This window comes from Labrenzia sp. THAF187b (assembly GCF_009363375.1).
Classification (GTDB): Bacteria; Pseudomonadota; Alphaproteobacteria; order Rhizobiales; family Stappiaceae; genus Roseibium; species Roseibium algicola.
This window is the reverse complement of sequence record NZ_CP045344.1, coordinates 3,516,250-3,537,904: the sequence shown is the minus strand read 5'-3', so window position 1 is coordinate 3,537,904 and position 21,655 is coordinate 3,516,250. Positions and strand designations below refer to the sequence as shown.

At 59.4% G+C, this 21,655-nt stretch carries 21 protein-coding genes; 12 read left to right on the top strand and 9 right to left on the bottom strand.

Annotated elements, in window-relative coordinates:
* Window positions 1-34: 34 nt before the first annotated feature.
* Window positions 35-1,111, top strand: a complete 1,077-nt coding sequence (locus tag FIV03_RS16200; RefSeq protein WP_031269187.1) for a DUF2336 domain-containing protein — start codon at window positions 35-37, stop codon at window positions 1,109-1,111.
* Between the two features lie 36 nt (window positions 1,112-1,147).
* Here FIV03_RS16200 and FIV03_RS16195 read toward each other — a convergent pair whose 3' ends face one another.
* The 6 genes from FIV03_RS16195 to FIV03_RS16170 form a co-directional block, all read right to left on the bottom strand.
* Window positions 1,148-1,912, bottom strand: a complete 765-nt coding sequence (locus tag FIV03_RS16195) for an alpha/beta hydrolase (RefSeq protein ID WP_152510270.1) — start codon at window positions 1,910-1,912, stop codon at window positions 1,148-1,150.
* A 225-nt stretch (window positions 1,913-2,137) separates the two neighbouring features.
* Window positions 2,138-6,427, bottom strand: a complete 4,290-nt coding sequence (locus tag FIV03_RS16190; RefSeq protein ID WP_209009679.1) for a hypothetical protein — start codon at window positions 6,425-6,427, stop codon at window positions 2,138-2,140.
* 93 nt (window positions 6,428-6,520) lie between these two features.
* Complete coding sequence (locus FIV03_RS16185) at window positions 6,521-7,252, bottom strand: hypothetical protein (protein ID WP_152510269.1); 732 nt, start codon at window positions 7,250-7,252, stop codon at window positions 6,521-6,523.
* Window positions 7,249-7,806, bottom strand: a complete 558-nt coding sequence (locus tag FIV03_RS16180; RefSeq protein WP_031269186.1) for a DUF6468 domain-containing protein — start codon at window positions 7,804-7,806, stop codon at window positions 7,249-7,251. The genes FIV03_RS16185 and FIV03_RS16180 overlap by 4 nt, the downstream gene beginning before the upstream one ends.
* Window positions 7,803-8,999, bottom strand: coding sequence for a flagellar motor switch protein FliM (fliM, locus tag FIV03_RS16175; RefSeq protein WP_228872743.1), 1,197 nt, complete (start codon window positions 8,997-8,999; stop codon window positions 7,803-7,805). Before fliM ends, FIV03_RS16180 begins: the two co-directional genes overlap by 4 nt.
* A gap of 50 nt (window positions 9,000-9,049) precedes the next feature.
* Window positions 9,050-9,568, bottom strand: a complete 519-nt coding sequence (locus FIV03_RS16170; RefSeq protein WP_152510268.1) for a flagellar basal body-associated FliL family protein — start codon at window positions 9,566-9,568, stop codon at window positions 9,050-9,052.
* A 282-nt stretch (window positions 9,569-9,850) separates the two neighbouring features.
* Between FIV03_RS16170 and flgF the strand changes: the two genes are divergently transcribed.
* The 7 genes from flgF to FIV03_RS16135 all read left to right on the top strand — a co-directional run bounded on the left by flgF (window position 9,851) and on the right by FIV03_RS16135 (window position 17,223).
* On the top strand, window positions 9,851-10,591 hold the full coding sequence (flgF, locus tag FIV03_RS16165; protein ID WP_152510267.1) for a flagellar basal-body rod protein FlgF: 741 nt from the start codon (window positions 9,851-9,853) through the stop codon (window positions 10,589-10,591).
* 22 nt (window positions 10,592-10,613) lie between these two features.
* Window positions 10,614-11,396 (top strand): flagellar basal-body rod protein FlgG, encoded by a 783-nt coding sequence (gene flgG, locus FIV03_RS16160; RefSeq protein ID WP_023000709.1) that lies wholly within the window; start codon window positions 10,614-10,616, stop codon window positions 11,394-11,396.
* Window positions 11,397-11,413: 17 nt separating this feature from the next.
* Complete coding sequence (gene flgA, locus FIV03_RS16155) at window positions 11,414-12,391, top strand: flagellar basal body P-ring formation chaperone FlgA (protein ID WP_152510266.1); 978 nt, start codon at window positions 11,414-11,416, stop codon at window positions 12,389-12,391.
* Window positions 12,392-13,141, top strand: coding sequence for a flagellar basal body L-ring protein FlgH (gene flgH, locus FIV03_RS16150; RefSeq protein ID WP_023000707.1), 750 nt, complete (start codon window positions 12,392-12,394; stop codon window positions 13,139-13,141).
* A gap of 189 nt (window positions 13,142-13,330) precedes the next feature.
* Window positions 13,331-14,095 carry an NAD(P)H-dependent oxidoreductase gene (locus FIV03_RS16145; protein ID WP_152510265.1) on the top strand — a complete coding sequence of 255 codons (765 nt, stop codon included), beginning with the start codon at window positions 13,331-13,333 and terminating at the stop codon, window positions 14,093-14,095.
* Window positions 14,096-14,227: 132 nt separating this feature from the next.
* Window positions 14,228-15,034 (top strand): lytic murein transglycosylase, encoded by an 807-nt coding sequence (locus FIV03_RS16140; protein WP_152510264.1) that lies wholly within the window; start codon window positions 14,228-14,230, stop codon window positions 15,032-15,034.
* A gap of 206 nt (window positions 15,035-15,240) precedes the next feature.
* Entirely contained in the window at window positions 15,241-17,223 is a 1,983-nt protein-coding gene (locus tag FIV03_RS16135) for a bifunctional 2',3'-cyclic-nucleotide 2'-phosphodiesterase/3'-nucleotidase (RefSeq protein ID WP_209009678.1), read from the top strand.
* A 278-nt stretch (window positions 17,224-17,501) separates the two neighbouring features.
* On the opposite strand, the gene dksA is transcribed toward FIV03_RS16135, so the two are convergent.
* The 3 genes from dksA to FIV03_RS16120 all read right to left on the bottom strand — a co-directional run bounded on the left by dksA (window position 17,502) and on the right by FIV03_RS16120 (window position 18,856).
* Entirely contained in the window at window positions 17,502-17,918 is a 417-nt protein-coding gene (gene dksA, locus FIV03_RS16130) for an RNA polymerase-binding protein DksA (protein ID WP_006932683.1), read from the bottom strand.
* A 165-nt stretch (window positions 17,919-18,083) separates the two neighbouring features.
* A complete protein-coding gene (locus tag FIV03_RS16125; protein ID WP_023000703.1) occupies window positions 18,084-18,503 on the bottom strand; it encodes a flagellar assembly protein FliX in 420 nt (139 codons plus the stop codon).
* A 56-nt stretch (window positions 18,504-18,559) separates the two neighbouring features.
* Window positions 18,560-18,856 (bottom strand): hypothetical protein, encoded by a 297-nt coding sequence (locus FIV03_RS16120; RefSeq protein ID WP_152510263.1) that lies wholly within the window; start codon window positions 18,854-18,856, stop codon window positions 18,560-18,562.
* On the opposite strand from FIV03_RS16120, the gene FIV03_RS16115 reads away from it, so the two are divergent.
* The 4 genes from FIV03_RS16115 (at window position 18,837) to FIV03_RS16100 (ending at window position 21,433) form a co-directional block, all read left to right on the top strand.
* Entirely contained in the window at window positions 18,837-19,961 is a 1,125-nt protein-coding gene (locus FIV03_RS16115) for a flagellar basal body P-ring protein FlgI (RefSeq protein ID WP_023000701.1), read from the top strand. The two genes, FIV03_RS16120 and FIV03_RS16115, sit on opposite strands and share 20 nt — an antisense overlap.
* On the top strand, window positions 19,961-20,272 hold the full coding sequence (locus FIV03_RS16110) for a rod-binding protein (protein ID WP_023000700.1): 312 nt from the start codon (window positions 19,961-19,963) through the stop codon (window positions 20,270-20,272). The genes FIV03_RS16115 and FIV03_RS16110 overlap by 1 nt, the downstream gene beginning before the upstream one ends.
* Window positions 20,269-20,763 (top strand): hypothetical protein, encoded by a 495-nt coding sequence (locus FIV03_RS16105; RefSeq protein WP_023000699.1) that lies wholly within the window; start codon window positions 20,269-20,271, stop codon window positions 20,761-20,763. Before FIV03_RS16110 ends, FIV03_RS16105 begins: the two co-directional genes overlap by 4 nt.
* Before the next feature lie 274 nt (window positions 20,764-21,037).
* Complete coding sequence (locus FIV03_RS16100; protein WP_152510262.1) at window positions 21,038-21,433, top strand: hypothetical protein; 396 nt, start codon at window positions 21,038-21,040, stop codon at window positions 21,431-21,433.
* Window positions 21,434-21,655 lie beyond the last annotated feature (222 nt).

The following is a 21,655-nucleotide window of genomic DNA, read 5'->3' as shown; positions in this document are numbered from 1 at the left end:
CGAACTGTGCCCCTTCGTTAATAGCGGCAGGACAGTGTTAAGAGAACAATTAGAACAGCTCGCCCGGATCAAAGAACCAGAGGCGAGATCAAAACTCATCCGCACGCTCGTCGGCGAATATGCGCGGTCGGAAGACCACGAGCCGACGGAGATGGAGCGGGAACTGTTTTCGCGAATTGTTCTCTCGGTTTTCGACCAGCTGGACCGCGCTGCACGCTACGAACTTGTCGTACGCCTTGCAAAAACCGACCGCATCATCCCCGACCTTGCGGACCGGCTCGCCCAGGAAGATTACGAGCTGTCGGAACCGGTGATCGAATGCTCGCCGATGATCAGCCAGAACGGTCTCATGCAGATCGCCAAAAACGGCGGCAACGACAAGCGCAAGTCAACGGCAAAGAGACCTGATCTTTCCGAAGAGATGACCGACACGATGATTGCGCGGGCCAGCCGGGATGTGGTCCACGAGCTCCTCCATAACATGGCAGCGCCCTTTTCCGTCCGAGGCACACTCGCCCTGCTGATCTTTGCAAACACGGAAGCAGACGTGCTCGCCGGCATTGCAAGGCGTGCACTGGAAGACGAGGAGTTTCTCCAAACCCAGATGGACATTCTGGAGACCAACTGTCCGCTGATCCCGCCTCCTCTCAAGAAGGCACTGGAAACCGGCGAACTGCAGCGCCTGGCGAAGACCATCGAAGAGCGACACGACGGCAGCATCGACCTCGATGGCATCACCTATTCGCGCCACGAAGCCAGCATCCAGATTGCCAACGGCGAGCTGTCCTTCGATGCAATCCTGCGGACGCTGTTCGAAGAAGGCCGCCTTGATGCGGCCATCTGGCTGATCAGCCGCAAGATCAACCTCGCCGACGAGGTTGTTTCCGACACGCTGAAATCCGATGCGGATGGTGCAATCATGCGCCTGATGCTGCAGACCGGCATCCATGAAAAGACCTATCGCGACTTCCTGAAAGCACGCTGCGAGTGGCTGGACCGAAGCACCCGCTCCATTCCCGAACTTGTCATGCGCTACAAGTCCGAACTCAAGAAACCGCATCAGAACCCGGGTCAGCCGCCGTCACAGTCGCTTCTGAAGGCAGTCACCTGACACGACTGAGTGGTCAGCTCGCCGCCCTCGGCAATGTCACGATGCCAGAAGATTTCTGTCCAGAAATGTCAGCAGGTTCTCGTGATGCAGGTTTTCTGCAGCACTGGTCGGGATATGGTCCTGGCCTTCGTAGATATGAACCTCCGGCTTCCGGCCATGGGCAAGAAGCCGCGCTTCAAGACGCTTTGTCATGGCCACTGACCAGACCCGGTCGGCCGACCCGTGGCTCAGGAAAACCGGTCCGTCATAGCGCTCTATTTCGATCTGTTTCGTAGGAAGAAGGTTTTCGGAAGACCCGCGCCAGGACCATGCCCGCTCACCGGGGTCCCATGGCTGCCAGCCAGGATCTCCAGCGTCGCGGTAAGCCTTGCTGTCGAACGCCCCGCACACAACGTCTGGAGGACTGTGCACAGCCACCGCGTCAGGCAGGCTGTCAAGACCTTCCTCCGCCATCAGGGCTGTCAGCAAAAGGGCATGTTCGGCCCCCCGCGACACGCCATAGAATGCCGCCTTTTCACCAACGGCCTCAAATGCACGCAGCGCCCGGAAGGCTTCCAGACTTCTGTCCAGTGACACGTTTTCAATGCTGCCGGCATTCCAGGCATTGCCACCCTTCGAGTAGCCGAAAGGAAAGGCCAGGTAACCGTGTGCTGCCAGGAGAACCGCATTTCGATGGCTCCAGCCCGACCATGCCCCCTCTGAGCCATGAAACACCATGACGGCAGGAAAGGGCCCCTCGCCTGCAGGACCATAGGTCGTGCCCCATTCCGGGATAAGACGCCGGACGATTTTCAAGGACATGAAGACGTTCCTTTGTTCCGGTGTTCCAACGCCATCGAACCGACACATCCACCGCTGCAAAACGGAAAGGTGGGGCCATGAGGCCGGATAATCAGGTTCTTTGTGAGAACGTGCTGCGGATAGCGACACGTGTGGAAGGGTGAACAACCGCAACTGAACAGGAGTTGGCACCGGTGCGCAAGAGGCAACACCCTGCAACCGGACAACCTTCATGCAGCGTCAGCTTCAGCCGGCATTTTCTTCCGTGACGGGCGCAGCGGCAGACTGATCCGGGCTGCGATCGGGAGACATGTACTGACGCCGGTATTCTTTCAGGAAGGTTTCCAGTGAATCGACATCGGCAAGCCTGTTGGCGACTTCGAGGAACTCGACACCCTGCGCCTCGATCGGCCGGGTCACGACCTCAAAGGACATTGCCTCGGGGCTGTCGGACATCTTGGACATGTACTTTGTCTGCAGGCGTTCCAGGCTGAGCTGGTCACCTGCCAGCGAATAGGCGATCGCGGCCCGCAGGATGTCGCGACGTTCAAGATCGTCGAGCGGAATGTTGTCGGACCAGCGTGAGCCATGCATCGCTTCCAGCTGCTCACCCGCATCCCGCCAGCTTTCGGCTGCCCAGAATGTATCTGCCCGCAACCGATCGACATCCGAACCGCGCATGTTGCGAACCAGTTCCAGGGCAAGATCCGGGCGCCCGCTTTCGGTCAGGGCACGGGCTTCAACGATGTTGCGCTGACGCTCCAGGGTCGACGGAAGGCTCGCCTGCCGTGTCCGGTTGAGCACCCGCAGTGCTTCCTCGGCCTTGCGATCCATCAGGTAGATCGCGGCAAGATCCGCTGCAATCTGCGCCCGCGCGGCACCTTTCAAGCGGTTGTCAACCTGATGGCGCAGCAACTCGGTTGCCTGGTCCAGCAAGTCGACTTCCACCAGTCTCTTGGCCAGAAGGCGGACCATCTCGTCTCCCTGACGACCGATCGGCACAAGTTCGCGGAAATCATAAAAGAGTGCCAGCGCCTTCACCGGCTGCATCTCGTCCGCCTTGCCGTCCAGGAACAAAGCGTTGAAGAGGCCGTTCATCTCTTCCTGCAGCAGCCGCGTGGTATCCGCATCGGGTTCAGCCTGAACGGCCGATTTCATGGCTTCGAACGCTTCGCGGTACTGGCCCTGCTCGGCATAGAGCTGTGCCAGGAACCTCAATGTCTTCAATTCGATTTCATCACCACGCCAGGACGTTGCAAGCCCGGCAAGCTGATCGATGGCCTGCTCCATGTTGAGTTCGCCATCCCGGTAACGAATCCGGAGCGCGCGGTATTCCGCTTCGGCCGCCCGCGGCCGATCGTCGGACCTGGTCACGAGATCGAACACGGTCAAGGCTTCCTGTGATCGCCCGGAGGCATCGGCAACACGGCCACGCAGGATATCGTAACGGGCAGCCTGCGTCCGGGTCACTTCGGCGGGCTCGATCTCGGCCAGCACGCTGTTGGCAACACCGAAATCATTGACCTCGACCATGGCCTGTGCGGCGGCGAGCTTGAATTCTGTCTGGATGGCTTCCGGGTAGTTGCCGACCACGGCACGTCCGCGCGGCATGGCAATGCGGGCGGACGTCCAGTTACCCAGTTTCACATCGACAATCGTCTGCCAGACAGCAGCATCGGGGCTGTTCTTCAGGTCTGGCCGGTTCAGATGCGCATAGGCCGCGTCGGGCCGGTTGGCCAGGGTCTGGGCCGCCCCCATCATCAGGTTGAAGGAACTGTCTTCGGCAAGTGCCGGCTCTTCTTCCAGCGCAAGCTTCATCAGCCCCAGCGCTTCCTGCGCAAACTGATGCGCCAGATAGAACCGCGACAGAGCCATCAAGGGCTTGCGGCGCTTGCCTGCCGGTGATTTTGCCAGCTTGTCCTGCAGCTCCAGCAAGCGGGTGCGGTAAGCCCCCGGACCTTCGGTACTCAGGGAAACGAACTCGATGAAATTGCTGTCTTCGGGATCGACGATTGTCTGACCCGATCCGGATCCGCCACGCAGATGCTGGCTGGAAAGCGCAAGACCGCCTTCCTTTTCGATGATCACGTCATCTCCAAGGATCTTCATCTTCAAGCCGTCAGATTTCGGCACGACGGCAATGCCCTGAGCGGAACTCAGGGCGTCCAGGTCGACAAACGTCTGAGGCTTCAACAGACCGCGTGGCGGACCAAAGCCGGTGACGAGAGATATCGTGTCGCCAACGAACGGGTCGGTAATCTGACGGATGTTCTGTGGATCCTGATAGAGCACACGCAGCACGGAGCCGCCATCGCCTCGCACAGTCCGTTCCAGCTGCAGCGGAATGGAGGGTTCCAGAATCAGGTCGCCGATAACGAGCGACCAGGCATTGCCGTCAACACCCACCGTCGCCAGCACAGGATCGGTCATGTCCATCCGCAGGATCTGGTAATCGTCGAACTGCTGAACCTCGATTGTTTCCGCCGTTTCGGCCAGCGCCGAGACCATCCCCCGGGTGTCGATCGTTGCATCGGTATCGAAGATCAGCCAGATGCTGTCATTGCGCCGGAACACCGCGCTGGAAACCGGCTCGGAGAACGGAAACACAACGCGGACCGTGTTCCCGATGCGCCGGGCCTCGGCAGAAACGAAATTGCGCACTTCCTCAGCGAAGTTTTCCGGCGGCTGCTCCGGTGAGGGACGCCCCTGGTTCAAATCCTGACCGCCGTTCGCGCGCCAGGTTTCCGGTGCTGATTGTTGCGTGCCGGGAAGCTGGATTCCAGCAGGAACGTCGCCGCTTCCAAGCGTCGGCGTGTTCAGGATCTGCACTGGCGTTGCGCCATACGGCGCATTCGGCTGGCTACCCCGGTTGATTGTCTCGACCTGCTGCAGTGTCGGAATACCGTTGTTCTCGGGCGCGGCTTCCTGCTGCTGGTCGCCGATCTGCTGCGTGGACAAGTCCAGCATCGGCGCTTCCCGGACGATTTCCTCATCCTCCGGCAGCACTTCGTTCAACGGCAAAGCACCGGGCTCAGCCTGGGCAACGGTTACAAGACCATCGTTGGACGGAGCAACGGCGTCGTTCCCGCTTGTTGCTTCGGCCGCGGGAATGGCCGCTGTCGTCAGCAATTCAGCTGCGCCATCAGCCGAAATCGGCAGGACAGCCGCTGCAAGCTCAGGCGCAGGAAGCGTTTCGACCGCCAAGGCGGTCGGAGTGACGTCAACACCAGCGGCAGCGATCTCGGTCCCGCTACCTGGCCCTGACAACGCCTCTTCCCCGACCAACGGTTTGATGCGCGGGACCATGGCAAGCTGAGTTTCGGCCGGAGCGTTCGCACGACCGGCTTCCGGATCGGGCTCGGCCGACAGTGCGGCGGACTGATCAGAATTTTCAACAGCTGACGGCTGCGGTGCTTGAGGTGCCTCGGCTCCCTCATCCGTCTTGCCACCTCCCAGTGGAACAATCGTATAGGCCGGCGATTCATCGGCCTTGGATTCCTTCAGGACCCCGCCTCCGCTCGCCGTGCTCGCGCCGGACGTCGGATTTCCGCGCGGGTTCTTGACCTCACGCGTGTCGCGCAGGCCTGGAGCGGTAATCATGTCCTTGCGGTTTTCGTTGTCTTCGACGGACAGTTCCTTGTTGATCAGCGCATTTGCCGGATCATTCACTTCCATGTTTTCCGGCGTCACGTCGATAACGTAGGTCTGTTCCTCCCGGAACGCCCGAATGTCGACCGACGGCTCGACGCGCATAAGGAATTTCAGCTTGCCCTGATCCAGGAAGGAGGTCGCGTCGATCACCCCTTGGGGCAGATGCGCGCGCAGGTGGGCAATGTCCAGCTGTGCCGGATGGTTGAACGTCACCTTGATGATGTCGTTTTCGCGCACAAAAGCGGTGTCGAACTTGATCGACCAGTCGAACACCAGACGGGTGAATGTCGGGTGCTCACCCACATGCAGCGTCACCTCCGGCCCTTCCTGAGCCTTCAGCCGCGCCTGTTCGAGGGCGCGAACCTTGCGCATCGCCTCTTCGGCACGCTTTGCAAGATCACGTACGACATCGTCGGGAAGTCCTGGCGGCAAGCCTTGCCAGTCCATCGGCAGGATATCGACAAACAGCTTTTCGCCGGCCTCCAGAGTATTGATCTGGAACTGGTTCTTCAGTGCAAAGCGGATGGCACTTCCGTCCGGATCTCGGCGGGCGATGGTCACGTAGTCGCCCAGGTCCAGCGGAACATCGTCAACGTTGATGTCGATCGGATCTTCAAAGGAAATCCGCAGGACCCCGCCTGTGATGACCGCATCATAGATCGGAAGCAGCGTGCGATCCTTGAACGTCAGGACGATACGGCCATAGCCTTCCCCCGGAGAAACGGTCAGATCAACCGGTTCCATATTGTCGGATTGAGCCAGGGAAGCACCCGTGAAGCAGGCCAGAACAAGCCAGAACGAAACCAGCAGGCGCGCGAAAGCTCGCACCCTGTCCGAAAACGCGGGAGTTCCGCCGGTCTGGGATGTCAGGAACGGTCCTGGCAAGATGTTCTGTCCTCGGATGACGCCAACACACTATTGTTAGTCAGGTCTTGTTAACGTGCCCTTACGCGATACGCCGAAATCCGGTCTTTCCGGTCAGTTTGACGGAATTTTCGGCAAGGCCTCCGGCGCTTGCGCCTGTGCCTGCACCGGTTTTGTGTCCGCTGCGGGTAACGGAGAGGCGTTCGCGATTGCCACAGTCATGCGCTCGGCCGCTTCGGGATCCATTTTCCCGAGGATATCTGCCATCTTGCGAGGTTTCATCTGGCGCACGACTTTCAGCAGGACCGGCAGGCTCAGGCGGTCGAAGATCCGGGCGGCATCTTTCGGCTTCATGCTTTCGTACATGGTCACGAGGCCGGCAATTTCGCTTTCTTCCTGCTCCTGCTTCTGTCCGACAGCAGCCTCGATGCGCTCTTCGAGCTTCTTCAGTTCGTCAACGCGCTTTTGAATGCGTTCTTCTGTGGCCTGCAGAAGCTTTTCACGAAGGTCCAGCTGGCCTTCATGCTCCTGCAGCGACTCGCGCCGTCTGCCAAGACTTTCCAGAACGGCGCGCTCGGCGGCCGAACCACCGATTTCAAGACTGTCCGGCAGGGCCGGCTGGTCGGGCAGCCCGCCTCCCGGAGGCGGTGGCGGCGGCGGACCATCCGCGGCCATTTCAGCCGTTGGGTCAGCCATGTCACCGCCGTCGCCCCCCGGCGTTTCCTGTGCGACTGCGCCATTGATGGGCAGGTTGCCGCTTTGCGGGCCCAGCGCGAAGCCAAGTAGCTTCAGGGCCAGCAGAGCGCTTGCCGAAACACCCAACAAAGGCAGCAGTCTCAAGTTCATGCAGCAGCACCGTTCCGTTTACGGAATTGTTCCAGTCGCGCAGTTGCTTCCGCCGCAGCACTGCGAATGTCGGAAGCCCGGCTGCTTCTGCGGCGCTCCGGCTCCACGGCCGGAGCTGCCTGGCCATAGCCTGCAGCCTGTTGCGCGTATTGTTGCGGCTCCGGTTGCGGCTGAGCCGCATAAGGATCGCTCCTCGTCACCGCCTCGCGCTGCGGCGCAGCCGAACGGGCCGCCTCCGCAATCTGCGATATCCGTGTGAATACTATCTCACCTTCGCCAACTTGTTCGGCAAGAGTGTGAGACATGGTTTCCGCTTGCTTAAGACGGCTGCCAAGTGTCTTGTCGGCCTCCGCCGCGGTCGTCTTCAGTCCGAGGATGGCACGCTCGGCAATTTCCGTGGCCGTCATGAGCTCCGAAATGGTCGCACGCAGTACCTCTTCGTCGGCCCGCAAGCGCTGCAGACGGCGGTTCAGCGTGAAGCAGTAGCCGATGGTAATCACCAGAAGAACCGCGACCAGTCCTTCAATGATCATTCCGAGTGGCAAAGTGCTCATTGGTCCCCCATTTCGCTTTGCATGGCGCGCTCGAAGGCGGCCAGCGTCATTTTTGGCTTGCGCAAATTCTTTGCGACACGGATGGCAATGGAATCCTCCACCTTGCCGAGCGTTCCCTCGGTCAGTGGAATGTTGCCGCATTTGATCGTCACCGGGTCGGTCGGCTCCTTGTCGAAGACGAGCGTCTGGCCGACGTCGAGACTGAGCACCCGCCCGAGAGGCAGATAGGTCTCGTAAAGAACCGCATCGACCTCGACTTCCGCGGCATGAATTTCGGTCGCCAAATGGCCTTCCCAGATCGGATCCCGGCCGAATTTTTCCCCCATGAACATCTGCAGAAGCAGATCGCGGATCGGCTCCAGCGTTGCATAGGGCATCATGATTTCGACGGACCCGCCCCGGTCTTCCATGTCGATTCTGAGCTCGACAAGAATGGCGGCGTTTGCGGGCCGGGAAATCGCGGCAAAGCGCGGGTTCGTCTCAAGACGCTCCAGGTTGAAATGGACCGGAGAAAGCGGCGCGAAGGCGTGTTCGGCATCCTGAAGGATCAGCGCCACCATCTGCTGGACCAGACCGGTCTCGATCGTGGTGTAGGGCCGCCCCTCGACGCGCACGGCCGAGGTTCCCCGTCCCCCGCCAAGCAGCACGTCGATAATCGAATAGATCAGGCTGGATTCAACGGTGATCAGACCAAACCCGTCCCATTCCTCGGCCTTGAAGACACCGAGAATGGCCGGCAGCGGAATGGAATTCAGGTAGTCGCCGAAACGAACCGAGCTGATGGAATCGAGCGACACTTCCACGTTGTCGGACGTGAAGTTGCGCAAGGATGTGGTCGTCAGACGCACAAGACGGTCGAACACGATTTCGAGCATCGGCAGACGCTCGTAGGAAACCATTGCCGAGTTGATCAGCGCGCGGATGCCGCTCTGGTCGCCAGCAATCGTATCCTCGATGTTGAAGCCGAGGAGGTTGTCGATTTCTTCCTGGTTCAGGACACGGTCGGCACCGCGCGTGGCGTTTTCAAGGTCCGGTTCGCTGTCGTCGATCATGGCTGCCCATTGGGCCGCCATGTCGTCGGAACTGCCGGCGCCCTGCTCCTCTAGAGCAGCACCCCACGCCGCGGCGAGATCTTCGTCGTCGTCGCTGCCGGCACCCTGCTCTGCAAGAGCGGCGCCCCAGGCATCGGCCATATCCTCTTCGGACAGGTCGTCATCGTCGTCGATATCAGCCATTCACAAAGTCACTGGACAAGGATTTCCTTGAACAGTACCCCTTCAACTTTCGCCGGATAAACCGACAGATTGATCCGTCTGAGCAATTCTTCCTTCAGGCGGAACAAACCGGCAGACCCTTCCAGGTCCGCAGGGCGAAGCTCGCGCAGATAGATCTGAAACGCATCCAGGATGCGCGGCAGATACGGCTGGATCTGGTCGATCATCGCACGGTTCTCGACTTCCAGGGCAATCCTGACCTTCAGATAGGTCGTGCGCCCTTCCGTCGCCAAATTCACCGTCATTTCCGGAAGGTCATAGAAGACCACCGGCTTTTGCACTTCCTGCGGCGCTTCCGTTTCTCCGGGAACCGGTGCCGGTGCCGGTGCACTCGATCCCATCAGGAAATAATAGGCCGCCGCACCCGCGGCGAGCAGAACCACCAGACCGATGCCGCCGAACAGGATAAGCTTCTTCTTGCGGCCACCGCCACCAGCTTCAGCTCCATCCTCGCCGTCTTCTCCGGCTGCGGCGTTTTCGTCTGTCATTCCGCACTCCGATCTGCAGGCGCTCGCGCGCGCTTATTTATTACTAAAGAGTTAATGGTTAACGAATGGTTACCGAGCCATTAACGCGAGTCACCGGGCAAAAATTGCCAAGTGGTTAACTTCTGCCGGAATCTCTTGCCGCGTGCACCCGCCCCTTTTGTTTTTTACCCAGATTTCCCAAGGATTTAAAAACTGGCACGCCTCGTGCATTAACCTTAACGAGCCAGCGGATCTGGGGAGATCGGCCGGCTTACTCGGGGAGCACGAAGGGAACCGTTCACTATGGAGAACGCTCAACTAGTTGCCTTATCAAGGCAATCGATCCTGCGGAACCATCTGGATGTGATCGCCAACAACATGGCGAACATCAATACGTCCGGGTTCAAGTCGCAGAATCTGCATTTTTCGGAATACGTCATGCCGGTGGCAGACGGCACGGCTTTTGAGCCGCAGGACCGCGCCATTTCCTATGTCGATATGTTTACGACACGGACCGACTTCACGCATGGCCCGATCAAGATGACGGGTAACGAATTCGACCTGTCCCTCAACAGTGATGGTTTTTTCGCGGTCCAGATGCCGGACGGTACCGAAGCCTATACGCGCAGCGGCGCGTTCACGCTCGACTCGACCGGCCAGTTGATCTCGGCAGACGGCAGCCCTGTGATGACCGAACAGGGTCCGATCTCCTTCAACGAACAGGATGGCCGCGTCGAGATTGCCCAGGACGGCACGATCTCCACCCGTCTTGGCATTCGCGGCCGCATCAAGGTCGTTGACTTCGAAGACGTTCGGACGATGGAGAAGATCGGCAACACGATGTTCAAGGCTGAAGACCCGATACCGGCCCAGGAAGTCCGCATGGTGCAGGGCGCCGTTGAAGGCTCCAACGTCTACGGCATCACGGAAGTCACGCGCCTCATCGAAGTGACGCGCGCTTACGACTCCACTTCCAAGATCGTGAAAGACCTGGATGAGTTGCGCCGGCAGGCGATCTCCACTCTCGGCAAGATTCAGGCCTAAGCGCCTTTAAGGGATCACTACCATGAAAGCACTTCATATCGCCGCAACTGGCATGAAGGCCCAGGAACTGAACGTCGAAGTCATTTCGAACAACGTCGCCAACATGCGCACGACAGGCTTCAAGAAGCAGCGGGCCGACTTTCAGGACCTGCTCTACCAGAACCTGCGTCGCATGGGCACGGAAACATCGGATTCCGGCACCATCGTCCCGACCGGTATCCAGATCGGTTCCGGTGTGAAGATCGCAGCCACCGGCCGCATCATGTCCCAGGGTTCTCTCGAGCAGACCGGCAAGGAACTGGATCTGGCCATCCGCGGTGAAGGCTTCTTCCAGATCGACATGCCGGACGGAACGACGGCCTATACCCGTGACGGTTCCTTCGAGCGCGATGCCAACGGGCAACTGGTGACCATCGACGGCTATTCCGTCAATCCGGGCATCACCATTCCGCAAACGGTCAAGGACGTCACCATTTCCAACACCGGTGTCGTTCAGGGTGTCGACCAGGGCGGCAATACTGTTCAGCTCGGCCAGATCCAGCTTGCCCGTTTCGTCAACAAGGCAGGTCTCGAAGCCATTGGCGACAACCTCTACCTGGAAACAGACGCCAGCGGCGCACCGGATACCAGCAATCCGGGCGATGAGAGCTACGGCACGGTGCAGCAGTATTTTCTTGAAATGGCCAACGTGGATGCAGTCACGGAAATCGCCGACCTGATTTCCGCACAGCGCGCCTATGAGATGAACTCACAGATCATCCAGGCAGCCGACGAGATGTATTCCACCACCACGAACCTCCGCTAGGACCGAGGCTTGAGACGATGATGAGACATCTGCTGAAAGTCGGGTTGCTGCTGGCGGGCTTGCTGTCCCTGCCCGCCCTGGCGGACGAAAAACCCGTACTCCGGTCGCAGGTCATGACCCTGTCGGACATCGTGACGGTTGGCGACTTCTATTCCAATGCCGGTCTGCTGGCATCCAAGCCGCTGTTCCGTTCTCCGGATATGGGGACCTCCGGCAATGTGCCTGCGGATGTCGTCGCCGAACGCGCTCGCGCGGCCGGCCTCGAAACGGCCGGCACCGACGGCCTGCGAACCGTCGTCGTCTTTCGCGGGGCAACAAGGCTGAACCGTGACCAGCTTGCCGGCCTTGCCCGCAAGGCTCTGGCAGACCGCAATGCCGGCATCGATCCCGAGCGCCTGGATATCCGCTTGCTGCAGGCACCGGATCAGGTTCTCGCCGATCCCAAGGTACACGATCCGATCCGCATCGACCGGGTAGAATGGTCCCAGTCGAACGGCCGCTTCACCATCCACGCAGCCGTCGCGGTCGAGTTCGGAACCGAGCCTCTGACCCTGACCGGCGTTGCGACGGAGATGGTCGATGTGCTGGTTCTGGTGCAGCCCGTGCGCCGCGGCGACATTGTTCGTGAAGAAGACCTGAACATCATTCGCGAAGCCCGCACCAAGGTACCGGCAGGTGCCCTCACCGAAATGGAAGACATTGTCGGCAAGCAGGCCCGCACCACCTTGCGTGCGAATTCGCCCCTGTCCCGCAATGACGTCCAGCGCCCGATCCTGATCGAACGCGGTGAGAAGATCACCGTCACCTATGTCATGCCGGGCATGAAACTGACTTCACGGGCCCAGGCCATGGATACCGGTGCCAAGGGCGACGTGATCGATGTCATGAACCTGCAGTCGCGGCGCATCGTGCCGGCGACGATTACCTCCCGCGGCCAAGTACGCGTTCACGCCGCCAATCCAATTGTTGCAAGCTTGAACAGCGAGAAAAACTAAATGCTGAGCACCTTTCCCAGACACCTGCTGGCAAGCATCGCCCTTTCCGCCCTCGCCGCGGGTTGCGGCACTGCGGACAAACTCGCAAATGTCGGCCAGCAGCCAGCCCTGAACGCCATTCAGGATCCGACCACCACTCCGGGCTACCGGCCGGTGCAGATGCCCATGCCGGAACCGCAGCAGGCTCATTACAATCCGAATTCGCTGTGGCAGTCCGGCAGCCGCGCCTTCTTCAAGGACCAGCGCGCCAGCCAGGTCGGTGACATCCTGACTGTCGTCGTCACCATCGACGACCAGGCCGAGATCGACAACAAGACCGAGCGGAGCCGGTCTGAGTCCAGCGGCGCCGATGTTGGTGGCGCACTCGGAACGGCAATCGACACCATCTTCCTGCCGGCAAGTTCTGCCGCCAGCGACCTTGCCAACGTCAACAGCAACTCCAGCTTCTCGGGCGACGGCAGCGTCGACCGCAACGAAGTCCTGCAGACCACCGTCGCCGCCGTGGTGACCCAGGTTCTGCCGAACGGCAACATGGTGATCGAAGGCCGTCAGGAAGTTCGTGTGAACTTCGAAGTCCGCGAGCTGATCGTCGCCGGTATCGTCAGACCTGAGGACATCACGTCGGATAACCGCATCGCCAGCGAGCAGATCGCCGAAGCGCGGATCGGATATGGTGGCCGCGGCCAGATTACCGATGTCCAGCAGCCACGGGTCGGCAACCAGGTGCTGGATATCCTGCTCCCCTTCTGATCCCAAACCTTTCTCAGTCCCCCGGCCGAATCCGGCGACGCGTTCTAGAAGCGTCGCCGGCCCGGCTGATGACGGGCACGATGTCTCGCTCCCCGAGCATCGTGCCCGTTCTCATTTCCAGGCCGGAAAAGACCGTTTAGGGTGTGACCCGTTGCCTGATTTGTCGCTCATTCCGGAAGACCCCACCGCGTGACCACCACCCTCATCGTTCTCGCCCACCCTGCTCAGACTTCCTTCAACGCTACCTGGGCGCGCGCAACCGAAGCCGCGTGCCGATCTGAAGGCGATGAGGTGCTTTGGTCAGACCTCTACCAGCTTGGCTTCGATCCGGCGGAGCGCGCAGCGCATTACGTGGAGGAGATTGTCACTGAACCTTACGACGTTCTGAAAACACAGGAAGCTGCCTCAAAAACCGGGAACCTTCCCGCGGCTGTTTCGGAAGAAGTCGAGAAGCTGCGCCAGGCGGACCGGATCGTGTTTCATTTTCCGGTCTGGTGGTTCGCCCCACCCGCCATCCTGAAGGGCTGGTGCGAGCGCGTGCTGGCCAACGGCGGCCTGCACGACACCTCCAACCGTTTCGATACCGGCCATTTCAGGAACAAGCCGGTTCTTTTCTGCGTCACGACCGGATCCAAGGCGAGCGAAAGTGCCCACAACGGCAAGGAAGGCGACATTCAGATGCTGCTTTGGCCACTCGCCTACACACTGCGCTATCTGGGTTTCGATGTTCTGGTTCCCAGGATCGTCCACGGTGTTCACGGTTATCACAAGGGTGAGGCAAAGGAAGACCTGGAAACGCGACTTCAAAACGAGATCGAAGGCCACCGGGAGACGATCGCAAGGTTCGAAACGCTGCCGAAGATCAGCTTCAACGCCGACAGCGAATTCGACCGCGCCGGCACCCTTAGCCCGGGCGCGCCATCTTACAGCCACTTCATCCGGCACGACCCCTGATTTTGCGGCAACCGGCAAAGACGAGACCGGATTTGTCCGCTTCCACACCTCTTTTTCCTGTATCTGCCGGATGACGCTACCGTTTTTTCGGATAGAATGTAGGTAATCTTATATTGGCCCAGCGGGGATTCGATGCGCCTCCTTTCTGCATTCGTCTTTGGTTTTGTTCTTCTGTCCGCACCTTCTGCCTGGAGTGCAAGCTGCGGCAACGGCCCTGGCGGATTTGAAGCCTGGAAACAGTCGTTCATTGCTAATTCCCAAAGCTACGGCCTCAAGAAAAGGGTCGTTGAACCGTCGTTGAAAAACGTGAAGTACAACAAGAAGGTGGTCTCGCTCGACCGGAACCAGAAATCCTTCAAGCTCAGCTTCAACCAGTTCTATGCCAAGCGGGTCAACAACGCGATGATCCGGCGGGGCAAGCAGCTCGGCAAGACCTACGCCCGCATCTTCCGTGGCATCGAAAAGAAATATGGCGTTCCCGCACCTGTACTTCTGGCGATCTGGGGGCTTGAAACCAACTACGGCAGCTTCTCCGGCAACATGCCGGTCCTGCAATCCCTTGCCACGCTGGCCTATGATTGCCGCCGGTCCGATTTCTTCACCGCCGAACTGGTCGCCGCGCTCAAGATCGTGCAGAGCCGTGACATGCAGCCGGCCGAAATGAAAGGTGCCTGGGCCGGCGAACTCGGCCAAACCCAGTTTCTCGCCACCAGCTATGTCCGTTACGCGGTCGATTATGACCGCGACGGCCGCAAGGACCTGATCCGCTCGATCCCGGATGTGCTGGCTTCCACCGCAAACTACCTGGCCCAGAAAGGCTGGCGCCGCGGCCAGGGCTGGGGCCCCGGCACCGCCAATTACAACGTTCTGAAACAATGGAACAAGGCCAGTGTCTACGTGGAAACGATCTCGGTCATGGCTGGCCAGATCAGCGAGTAGAGCCCGCTTGACGCCCCATAAACCTGCTTGACAAAACTGACGATCCGGGCAGCAATTTGCGTCATACGGTTGTAATCCTTGCGGATCAAAACCGTGTTCCGCGGAAACATGCCGCCCGGCTGGCACCGGCAGCTGTCGGTCCGGCTTGCGCTGTTCCGCAAGGCTGAACGACACCAATCGCCGAGCGACCGAACAGGAGCCATTCCATGTCCAGCATCAAAGACTTATCGATTTCACGGCGCACCCTTTTGATGGGCGCGGCGGCAACTGGCTTCACGGCAGCTCTGCACCCCTATTCCGTTCTGGCCAAGGAAGGTACGGCTCACCTTCGCCTGATGGAGACGACGGACCTCCATGTCCATGTTTTCCCGTACGACTATTACAGCGACAAACCTGTCGACACCGCCGGTCTCGCCCGGACAGCCACACTGATCCGCGATATCCGGAACGAGGCCACAAACTCGGTTCTGGTCGACAATGGCGACTTTCTGCAAGGCAACCCGATGGGGGACTATGTCGCCTATGAACGCGGCATGAACGAAGGTGACCTGCACCCAGTCATCAAAGGCATGAACGTTCTCGAATTCGACGCGGCAACACTCGGCAACCACGAATTCAACTACGGCCTGGACTTCATGATGAAGGTGCTGGCCGGTGCCAATTTCCCCGTCGTCTGCGCCAATCTTGTCAAGGGAAGCACGCTGGCCGGCAACCCGCGAGACGACGCCCTTTTCCTGAAGCCCTATGTGATCGTTGAAAAACAGGTCACCGACGGTGCCGGCAAGTCCTATCCGATCAAGATCGGCTTCATCGGCTTCGTGCCACCGCAGATCATGAACTGGGACCGCCGCCACCTGGAAGGCAACGCCAATGCGCGTGACATCATCGAAACCGCCAAGGCCTTCGTTCCGGAGATGCGCGAACAGGGCTGCGACCTGGTAATCGCCCTCTCCCACTCGGGGATTGACGCCAACGATTATTCCGAAGGCATGGAAAACGCCTCACTGCACCTTGCCGGCGTGGACGGGATCGACGCCGTCTTTACCGGTCACCAGCATCTGGTCTTCCCCGGTCCCCAGTATGAGGGACTGCCGGGTATCGACAGCGAGAAAGGCACGTTGTTCGGCAAGCCTGCCGCGATGGGCGGCTTCTGGGGATCGCATCTGGGCGTCATCGACCTGATGATCGAGCGCGACGGCAACGGCTGGCGTGTCGCCAATTTCATGACCGAAGCACGCCCGATCTACGAAAAAGAAGGTCGAACCGTAACACCGCTGGTGGAGAGCCAGCAGGATGTACTCGATGCGGTGAAGGAAGATCACGAGGCAACCCTTGCCTATGTCCGCCGCCCCGTCGGCAAGACGTCGGCTCCCTTGCATTCCTATTTCGCCCTCGTGGCCGACGACCCGAGCGTCCAGATCGTTTCAAAGGCGCAGATCTGGTACATCGAACAGATGCTGAAGGGTACGGAATGGGAAGGCCTGCCGGTTCTTTCCGCAGCAGCGCCTTTCAAGGCTGGCGGTCGTGGCGGCCCGGACTACTACACCGATGTTCCGGTCGGCGATGTCGCCATCAAGAACGTGGCCGATCTCTACCTGTATCCGAATACCATTCGCGCGGTCGCCATCAAGGGCAGCACGGTGAAGGAATGGCTGGAACGTTCAGCCGGAATTTTCCAGCAAATCGAGCCGGGCAAGGCCGACCAGACACTGATCAACCCGGAGTTTCCAAGCTATAATTTCGATGTGATCGACGGTGTCACCTACCAGATAGACCTGAGCCAGCCATCGAAATACGCCGCGAAAGGCGAAGTCCTCAATCCGGACGCCAGCCGTATCGTGAACCTGGAGTTCAACGGCGCACCGCTTGACCCCGAAGCAACCTTCGTGGTCGCGACCAACAATTACCGTGCAGGTGGCGGCGGCAATTTCCCCGGCATCAGCGACGACGTTGTCGTTTTCGTCGGCCCGGACACCAATCGCGACGTCCTGGTGCGCTACATTGTCGAACAGGGTACGATCAACCCTTCGGCAGATGCCAACTGGTCGTTCAAACCGATGCCGGATACCAGCGTCCTGTTCGAAACCGGCCCGGGTGGCACGGAACACGCCGCCTCCGTGGAAGGTGTCCGGATCGAACCGGCAGGCGACGGTGCAGATGGTTTCGCCCGTTACCGGATCACACTTTGAACGGTCTCGACATTCGTAAGCCTGCTTGAACGAGCAGGTCCCCCAAAAAACTTATCCTGAGGAAGCGCATAGCGCTGTCTCGAAGGATGGGCCGCTTGCTTGAGAGTGTGCTGCCCATCCTTCGAGGCGGACCTGAAGGTCCCCCTCAGGGAGAGGCGTGCCTGCGGTCGGCATGGGAAAGCTGCCCACAGACATAAAAAAACCTTCCCACGAGGGGAAGGTCTTGAAAGTCGTTACGGATCTGCCGTCTGTGCGGCAAACCGGCCGTTTTCTGGAAATCAGTCGTCGCGATACACTTTTTCCCGACGCTCGTGGGCTTCCTGAGCCTCGATCGACAAAGTCGCGATCGGGCGCGCCTCGAGGCGCCGAAGAGAGATCGGCTCGCCGGTCTCTTCGCAATAGCCATAGCTTCCGTCTGTAATGCGTTCCAAGGCATCATCGATCTTCGAGATCAGTTTCCGCTGACGGTCCCTGGCGCGAAGTTCGATGGACCGATCCGTTTCGGACGACGCACGGTCGGCAAAGTCAGGATGGTTCTGGCTTTCCTCCTGAAGATTGGCGAGGGTTTCCTTGCTTTCCTTCAGGATCTCTTCTTTCCACACAAGCAGCTTGTTCCGAAAGTACTCGCGCTGCCTGTCATTCATGAACGGCTCGTCTTCCGAGGGTCGATATTCAGACTCAATTTCAACCGTCATCGATAGCTCCGGATTACCGTTATGCCGGGCGCAATATATAGGCGGTTCCGCCAGCGGACAACGGTTCATTTGCTAAAAATGGCGTCAAGGAAAGTTTATACCTTTCAAGACGTTGCGTAAATTTTGGACACTAAGCCGACAAATTTTATCGATTTGTGTGCACGCTCAATCCTGGAATCGGCCGAGCTTTGCAAGCTCGACTTTGACCCGCAATTCGATCTCCTCGAGCACCGAATCAACCTCAGGATCACCACTCGACTGGCGTTTGGAAACCTGCCTGGCGAGCAGCTCCAGCCGGTCCTCCGACACGTGTCCGGCAAGCAGATCCGCCCGCACCGACTCCAGTGTGTCCAGCAGATTGTGCCCGTGCTTGGTAGCGCGAGATCGGCGCTCGGCGCGGTCGTCAACCTCCTGCAGGGCCAGCAAGGCATCCATGCCCTGAATGGACGCACCGCCCGCGGTCTGGGAAGACTGTGAAACCTCACCCCCGAGGTCCGGTGCGAACTGGTCGCCGTTTGAAGAAACGCTCTTCTTGGCGCCTCGTCCCTGAACGCCGGAAATGGGTTTATTGCCTGTAATACGCATGATCGATCTTCCAGTCAGACTGACGGCAATTCTGGCGCATGGAGTGGCTCTGCCCGTCAGATTCTGCCGAGAAGGGTAAATGAGTCCTTGGGGGTGAGGCAATATTTGCCGACCAACAGGTGCATTTCTTTAACCTCAAGCGACAGTTTTGCGTGGATATGCTCGTGATCATACCAGCAAAGAGCCCGGATTTCCGCCACTTTTATGGAAAGAACCAACGCCTTTGTAAAAAGTGGCACGGCTCTCGCATTGCGCATTTCGAATATATGTATCCCGGCAGCAAAGCCGGAAACACGATGGCGGGCCAGATCGGTAATGCGAAAAATTGGTGAAATGATCTGCGGAGGGTTCAAGCGGCTGGCACTTCTGGGTGCTGCCGCAGCCGTTGCTGCAACAACTTTGCTGGCACCGGTACACGCCGCCTCCCGTATCAAGGATATTGCCGATTTCGAAGGCATTCGCGAGAACCAGTTGATCGGTTACGGCCTTGTGGTCGGCCTGAATGGTACCGGCGACTCGCTCAACAATTCGCCTTTCACGCAGCAGAGCCTGCAGGCTATGCTGGAACGTCTCGGGGTCAACACCCGCAACATCGACCTGAACACCAACACCGTCGCGGCCGTCATGGTGACTGCCAACCTGCCGCCCTTCTCCACACAGGGTACCCGGATCGACGTCAACGTCAGCGCCCTCGGCGATTCAGAATCGCTTCAGGGTGGCACGCTTCTGGTCACACCGCTGGTCGGTGCCGATGGTGAAGTCTACGCAATCGCCCAAGGTTCGATCGCGATCGGCGGCTTTTCCGCACAGGCGGATGCCGCGTCGGTTGTTCGCGGTGTTCCCACCGCCGGACGGATCGCCAACGGCGGCCTTGTTGAACGCGAACTGGAATTCAAGCTGGCTTCGCTGACCACGCTTCGTCTCGCCCTGCGCAATCCGGATCTGACCACCGCGCGGCGCATCGCGCTCTCTGTCAACGAACTGATCGGCATGCCGACAGCCGAACCGCTTGATCCGGCAACCGTACGCATCGATCTGCCGCAGCAGTATGACGGCAACATCGTCGATCTTCTCACGGACATCGAGCAGCTGATCGTCGAACCGGATCTGGCAGCCCGCATCGTCATCGACGAGAACTCCGGCATCATCGTCATGGGACAGGACGTGAAGGTTTCCATGGTCGCCGTTGCCCAGGGCAACCTGACCGTGACGATTGCTGAATCACCGCAGGTCTCGCAGCCGCTGCCCTTCGCAAACGGCCAGACCGCGGTGGTGCCGCGCTCTGACGTCACCGTGGATGAGGAAGGTTCCAAACTCGCCATCGTTCCGCAAACCGTCACGCTGAAGCAGCTTGTTGATGGTCTGAACGCTCTCGGGATCGGTCCGCGCGACATGATTTCGATCCTGCAGGCCATCAAGGCCGCAGGTGCCCTCCAGGCCGATATCGAGGTGCTGTGATGGCCGAGCTTGTTTCACCGACATCCTTTCAACAAAGCCCGCTGGACACGCTGCGCGGCGTCGACCGGACCAACAAGACGCGCGTTCGCGAGGCCGCCGAAGAGTTTGAGGCCGTTTTCCTGAACACCATGCTCCAGAACATGTTCACCGGCCTTGAAAACGGCGGCACCTGGGGCAAAGGCCACGGGGCGGATGCCTGGCAGAGCCTTCTGGTCGACGAATATGCACGCAACATCGCCCAAACAGGCGGCATCGGCCTTGCCGACAGCGTGGAACGTGAACTGCTCGCATTGCAGGAGGGGTCAAGATGACCGCACAACCCAACGCATCCACCTTTCCGTTTTCCCTTGAGCGGCCTACCAGCCAGCAGGAAGCCGAGCAGTTCTGCTCTGCCTTGTCCGGCACCATGGAAGCCCTCCTGTCGGTGATCGAAATGGAAACCGATCTGGTCAGGGCCGGTAAACTCCGGGAAGCTGGTGAACTGCAGCCCGACAAGGCCCGGCTGATCCACGAATACACCCGCGGCATGATGACAGCGAAGGAACACGCGGTCGCCCTGGGCAATCTTTCCCCGGCTTCCACCCAGTCGCTGCGTCGCCAGCACAGCGAATTCCAGCCGGTTTTGCGCATCAACCTGGCAGTTCTTTCAACGGCAAGAGACGTTGCCAATAACATCGTCGCAACCGTCGCCAAGGTCGCCGGTGCCAAGAATGCCAATGCACCGACCACTTACGGACGAAACGGTTCTGCGCCAACCGGACCGCAATCCGCTCGGGGCATTGCTGTCAATCAGTCGCTGTGATGATTGCTGACAGCTAGCAAGAACCACGCCGGGTATCCTGAAATGATGAAAAGCTCCCCGCCGGGAGCTTTTCGTGTATTTATCCCCCTCGCGAAACCTGCCCAGAGGTTTCCCCGAACGGCAGGACGGGACTGCGAGAGCGAATCAGGAACAGGCGCAACCGGATAGATCGCGATCCTTAAAAGTCTAATCATTCCGTTAACAGACGATTCATTCCCTTACGTTATCTTTCCAGATTGATCGGGTAAAAGTTGTTAGTCACCCGGAGGAAAAGATGTTGGACACGGGATTGGCCCGGCCGCCATCGCCGACATATACGGCGATTACGCCGGTAGCGCGGGCTCCGGAGCGCAATGCTCCATCAGTTGAAACGGACCTTCCGGTCGAAGAGACCGTAAGACCATCCACCGAGACGCAAAACCCACAGCGCAGTGCGAACAACGAGCGCGACCAGCGCTCGTTTGGCGAACGGTTTTCTTCCACGGTCGAACGCCAGAACATCATCGACCCGGAATATGATGCCCTGGTCTATGTCGCGACCAACACCGAAACCGGTCAGGTCGTCCGGCAGATACCTGCAGAGACATTGCTTCGTCTGAGGGCGTACAACGAGTCGATAGAAACCCGGCAGACCCAGCCCCAGGCAGAACCGGTTCAACGAGTTATCTGATCAGGCGCAGCCATCCACATACCCTGCCCGTTTCCCAACGGCGCCCGGCTTTACTGTGACCTTGGCAATCCCCTGTCTGCTCGACTTTCCTCAATCCTCTCCTGCAGGGTTGCGGCCTCCTCCAGCGACGCCTTCAGCTTCGCCCCCACACGGTCTTTGAACTGATCGCTTGCAGCCTCCTCAAGCGCGTTGCCTGACGCTTGCTCTATGAAGCATGCCGGC

Bases quoted from the DNA above. Each gene is read 5' to 3' on its own strand.
- FIV03_RS16135 (WP_209009678.1), top strand. From the start codon at position 15,241: ATGTCCAGCATCAAAGACTTATCGATTTCACGGCGCACCCTTTTGATG.
- FIV03_RS16100 (WP_152510262.1), top strand. From the start codon at position 21,038: ATGTTGGACACGGGATTGGCCCGGCCGCCATCGCCGACATATACGGCG.
- flgH (WP_023000707.1), top strand. From the start codon at position 12,392: ATGCTGAGCACCTTTCCCAGACACCTGCTGGCAAGCATCGCCCTTTCC.
- FIV03_RS16115 (WP_023000701.1), top strand. From the start codon at position 18,837: ATGATCTGCGGAGGGTTCAAGCGGCTGGCACTTCTGGGTGCTGCCGCA.
- fliM (WP_228872743.1), bottom strand. From the start codon at position 8,999: ATGGCCGATGCCTGGGGCGCCGCTCTTGCAGAGCAGGGTGCCGGCAGC.
- FIV03_RS16195 (WP_152510270.1), bottom strand. From the start codon at position 1,912: ATGTCCTTGAAAATCGTCCGGCGTCTTATCCCGGAATGGGGCACGACC.
- flgA (WP_152510266.1), top strand. From the start codon at position 11,414: ATGATGAGACATCTGCTGAAAGTCGGGTTGCTGCTGGCGGGCTTGCTG.
- FIV03_RS16110 (WP_023000700.1), top strand. From the start codon at position 19,961: ATGGCCGAGCTTGTTTCACCGACATCCTTTCAACAAAGCCCGCTGGAC.
- FIV03_RS16140 (WP_152510264.1), top strand. From the start codon at position 14,228: ATGCGCCTCCTTTCTGCATTCGTCTTTGGTTTTGTTCTTCTGTCCGCA.
- FIV03_RS16170 (WP_152510268.1), bottom strand. From the start codon at position 9,568: ATGACAGACGAAAACGCCGCAGCCGGAGAAGACGGCGAGGATGGAGCT.
- FIV03_RS16185 (WP_152510269.1), bottom strand. From the start codon at position 7,252: ATGAACTTGAGACTGCTGCCTTTGTTGGGTGTTTCGGCAAGCGCTCTG.
- FIV03_RS16125 (WP_023000703.1), bottom strand. From the start codon at position 18,503: ATGCGTATTACAGGCAATAAACCCATTTCCGGCGTTCAGGGACGAGGC.
- FIV03_RS16105 (WP_023000699.1), top strand. From the start codon at position 20,269: ATGACCGCACAACCCAACGCATCCACCTTTCCGTTTTCCCTTGAGCGG.
- FIV03_RS16180 (WP_031269186.1), bottom strand. From the start codon at position 7,806: ATGAGCACTTTGCCACTCGGAATGATCATTGAAGGACTGGTCGCGGTT.
- dksA (WP_006932683.1), bottom strand. From the start codon at position 17,918: ATGACGGTTGAAATTGAGTCTGAATATCGACCCTCGGAAGACGAGCCG.
- flgF (WP_152510267.1), top strand. From the start codon at position 9,851: ATGGAGAACGCTCAACTAGTTGCCTTATCAAGGCAATCGATCCTGCGG.
- flgG (WP_023000709.1), top strand. From the start codon at position 10,614: ATGAAAGCACTTCATATCGCCGCAACTGGCATGAAGGCCCAGGAACTG.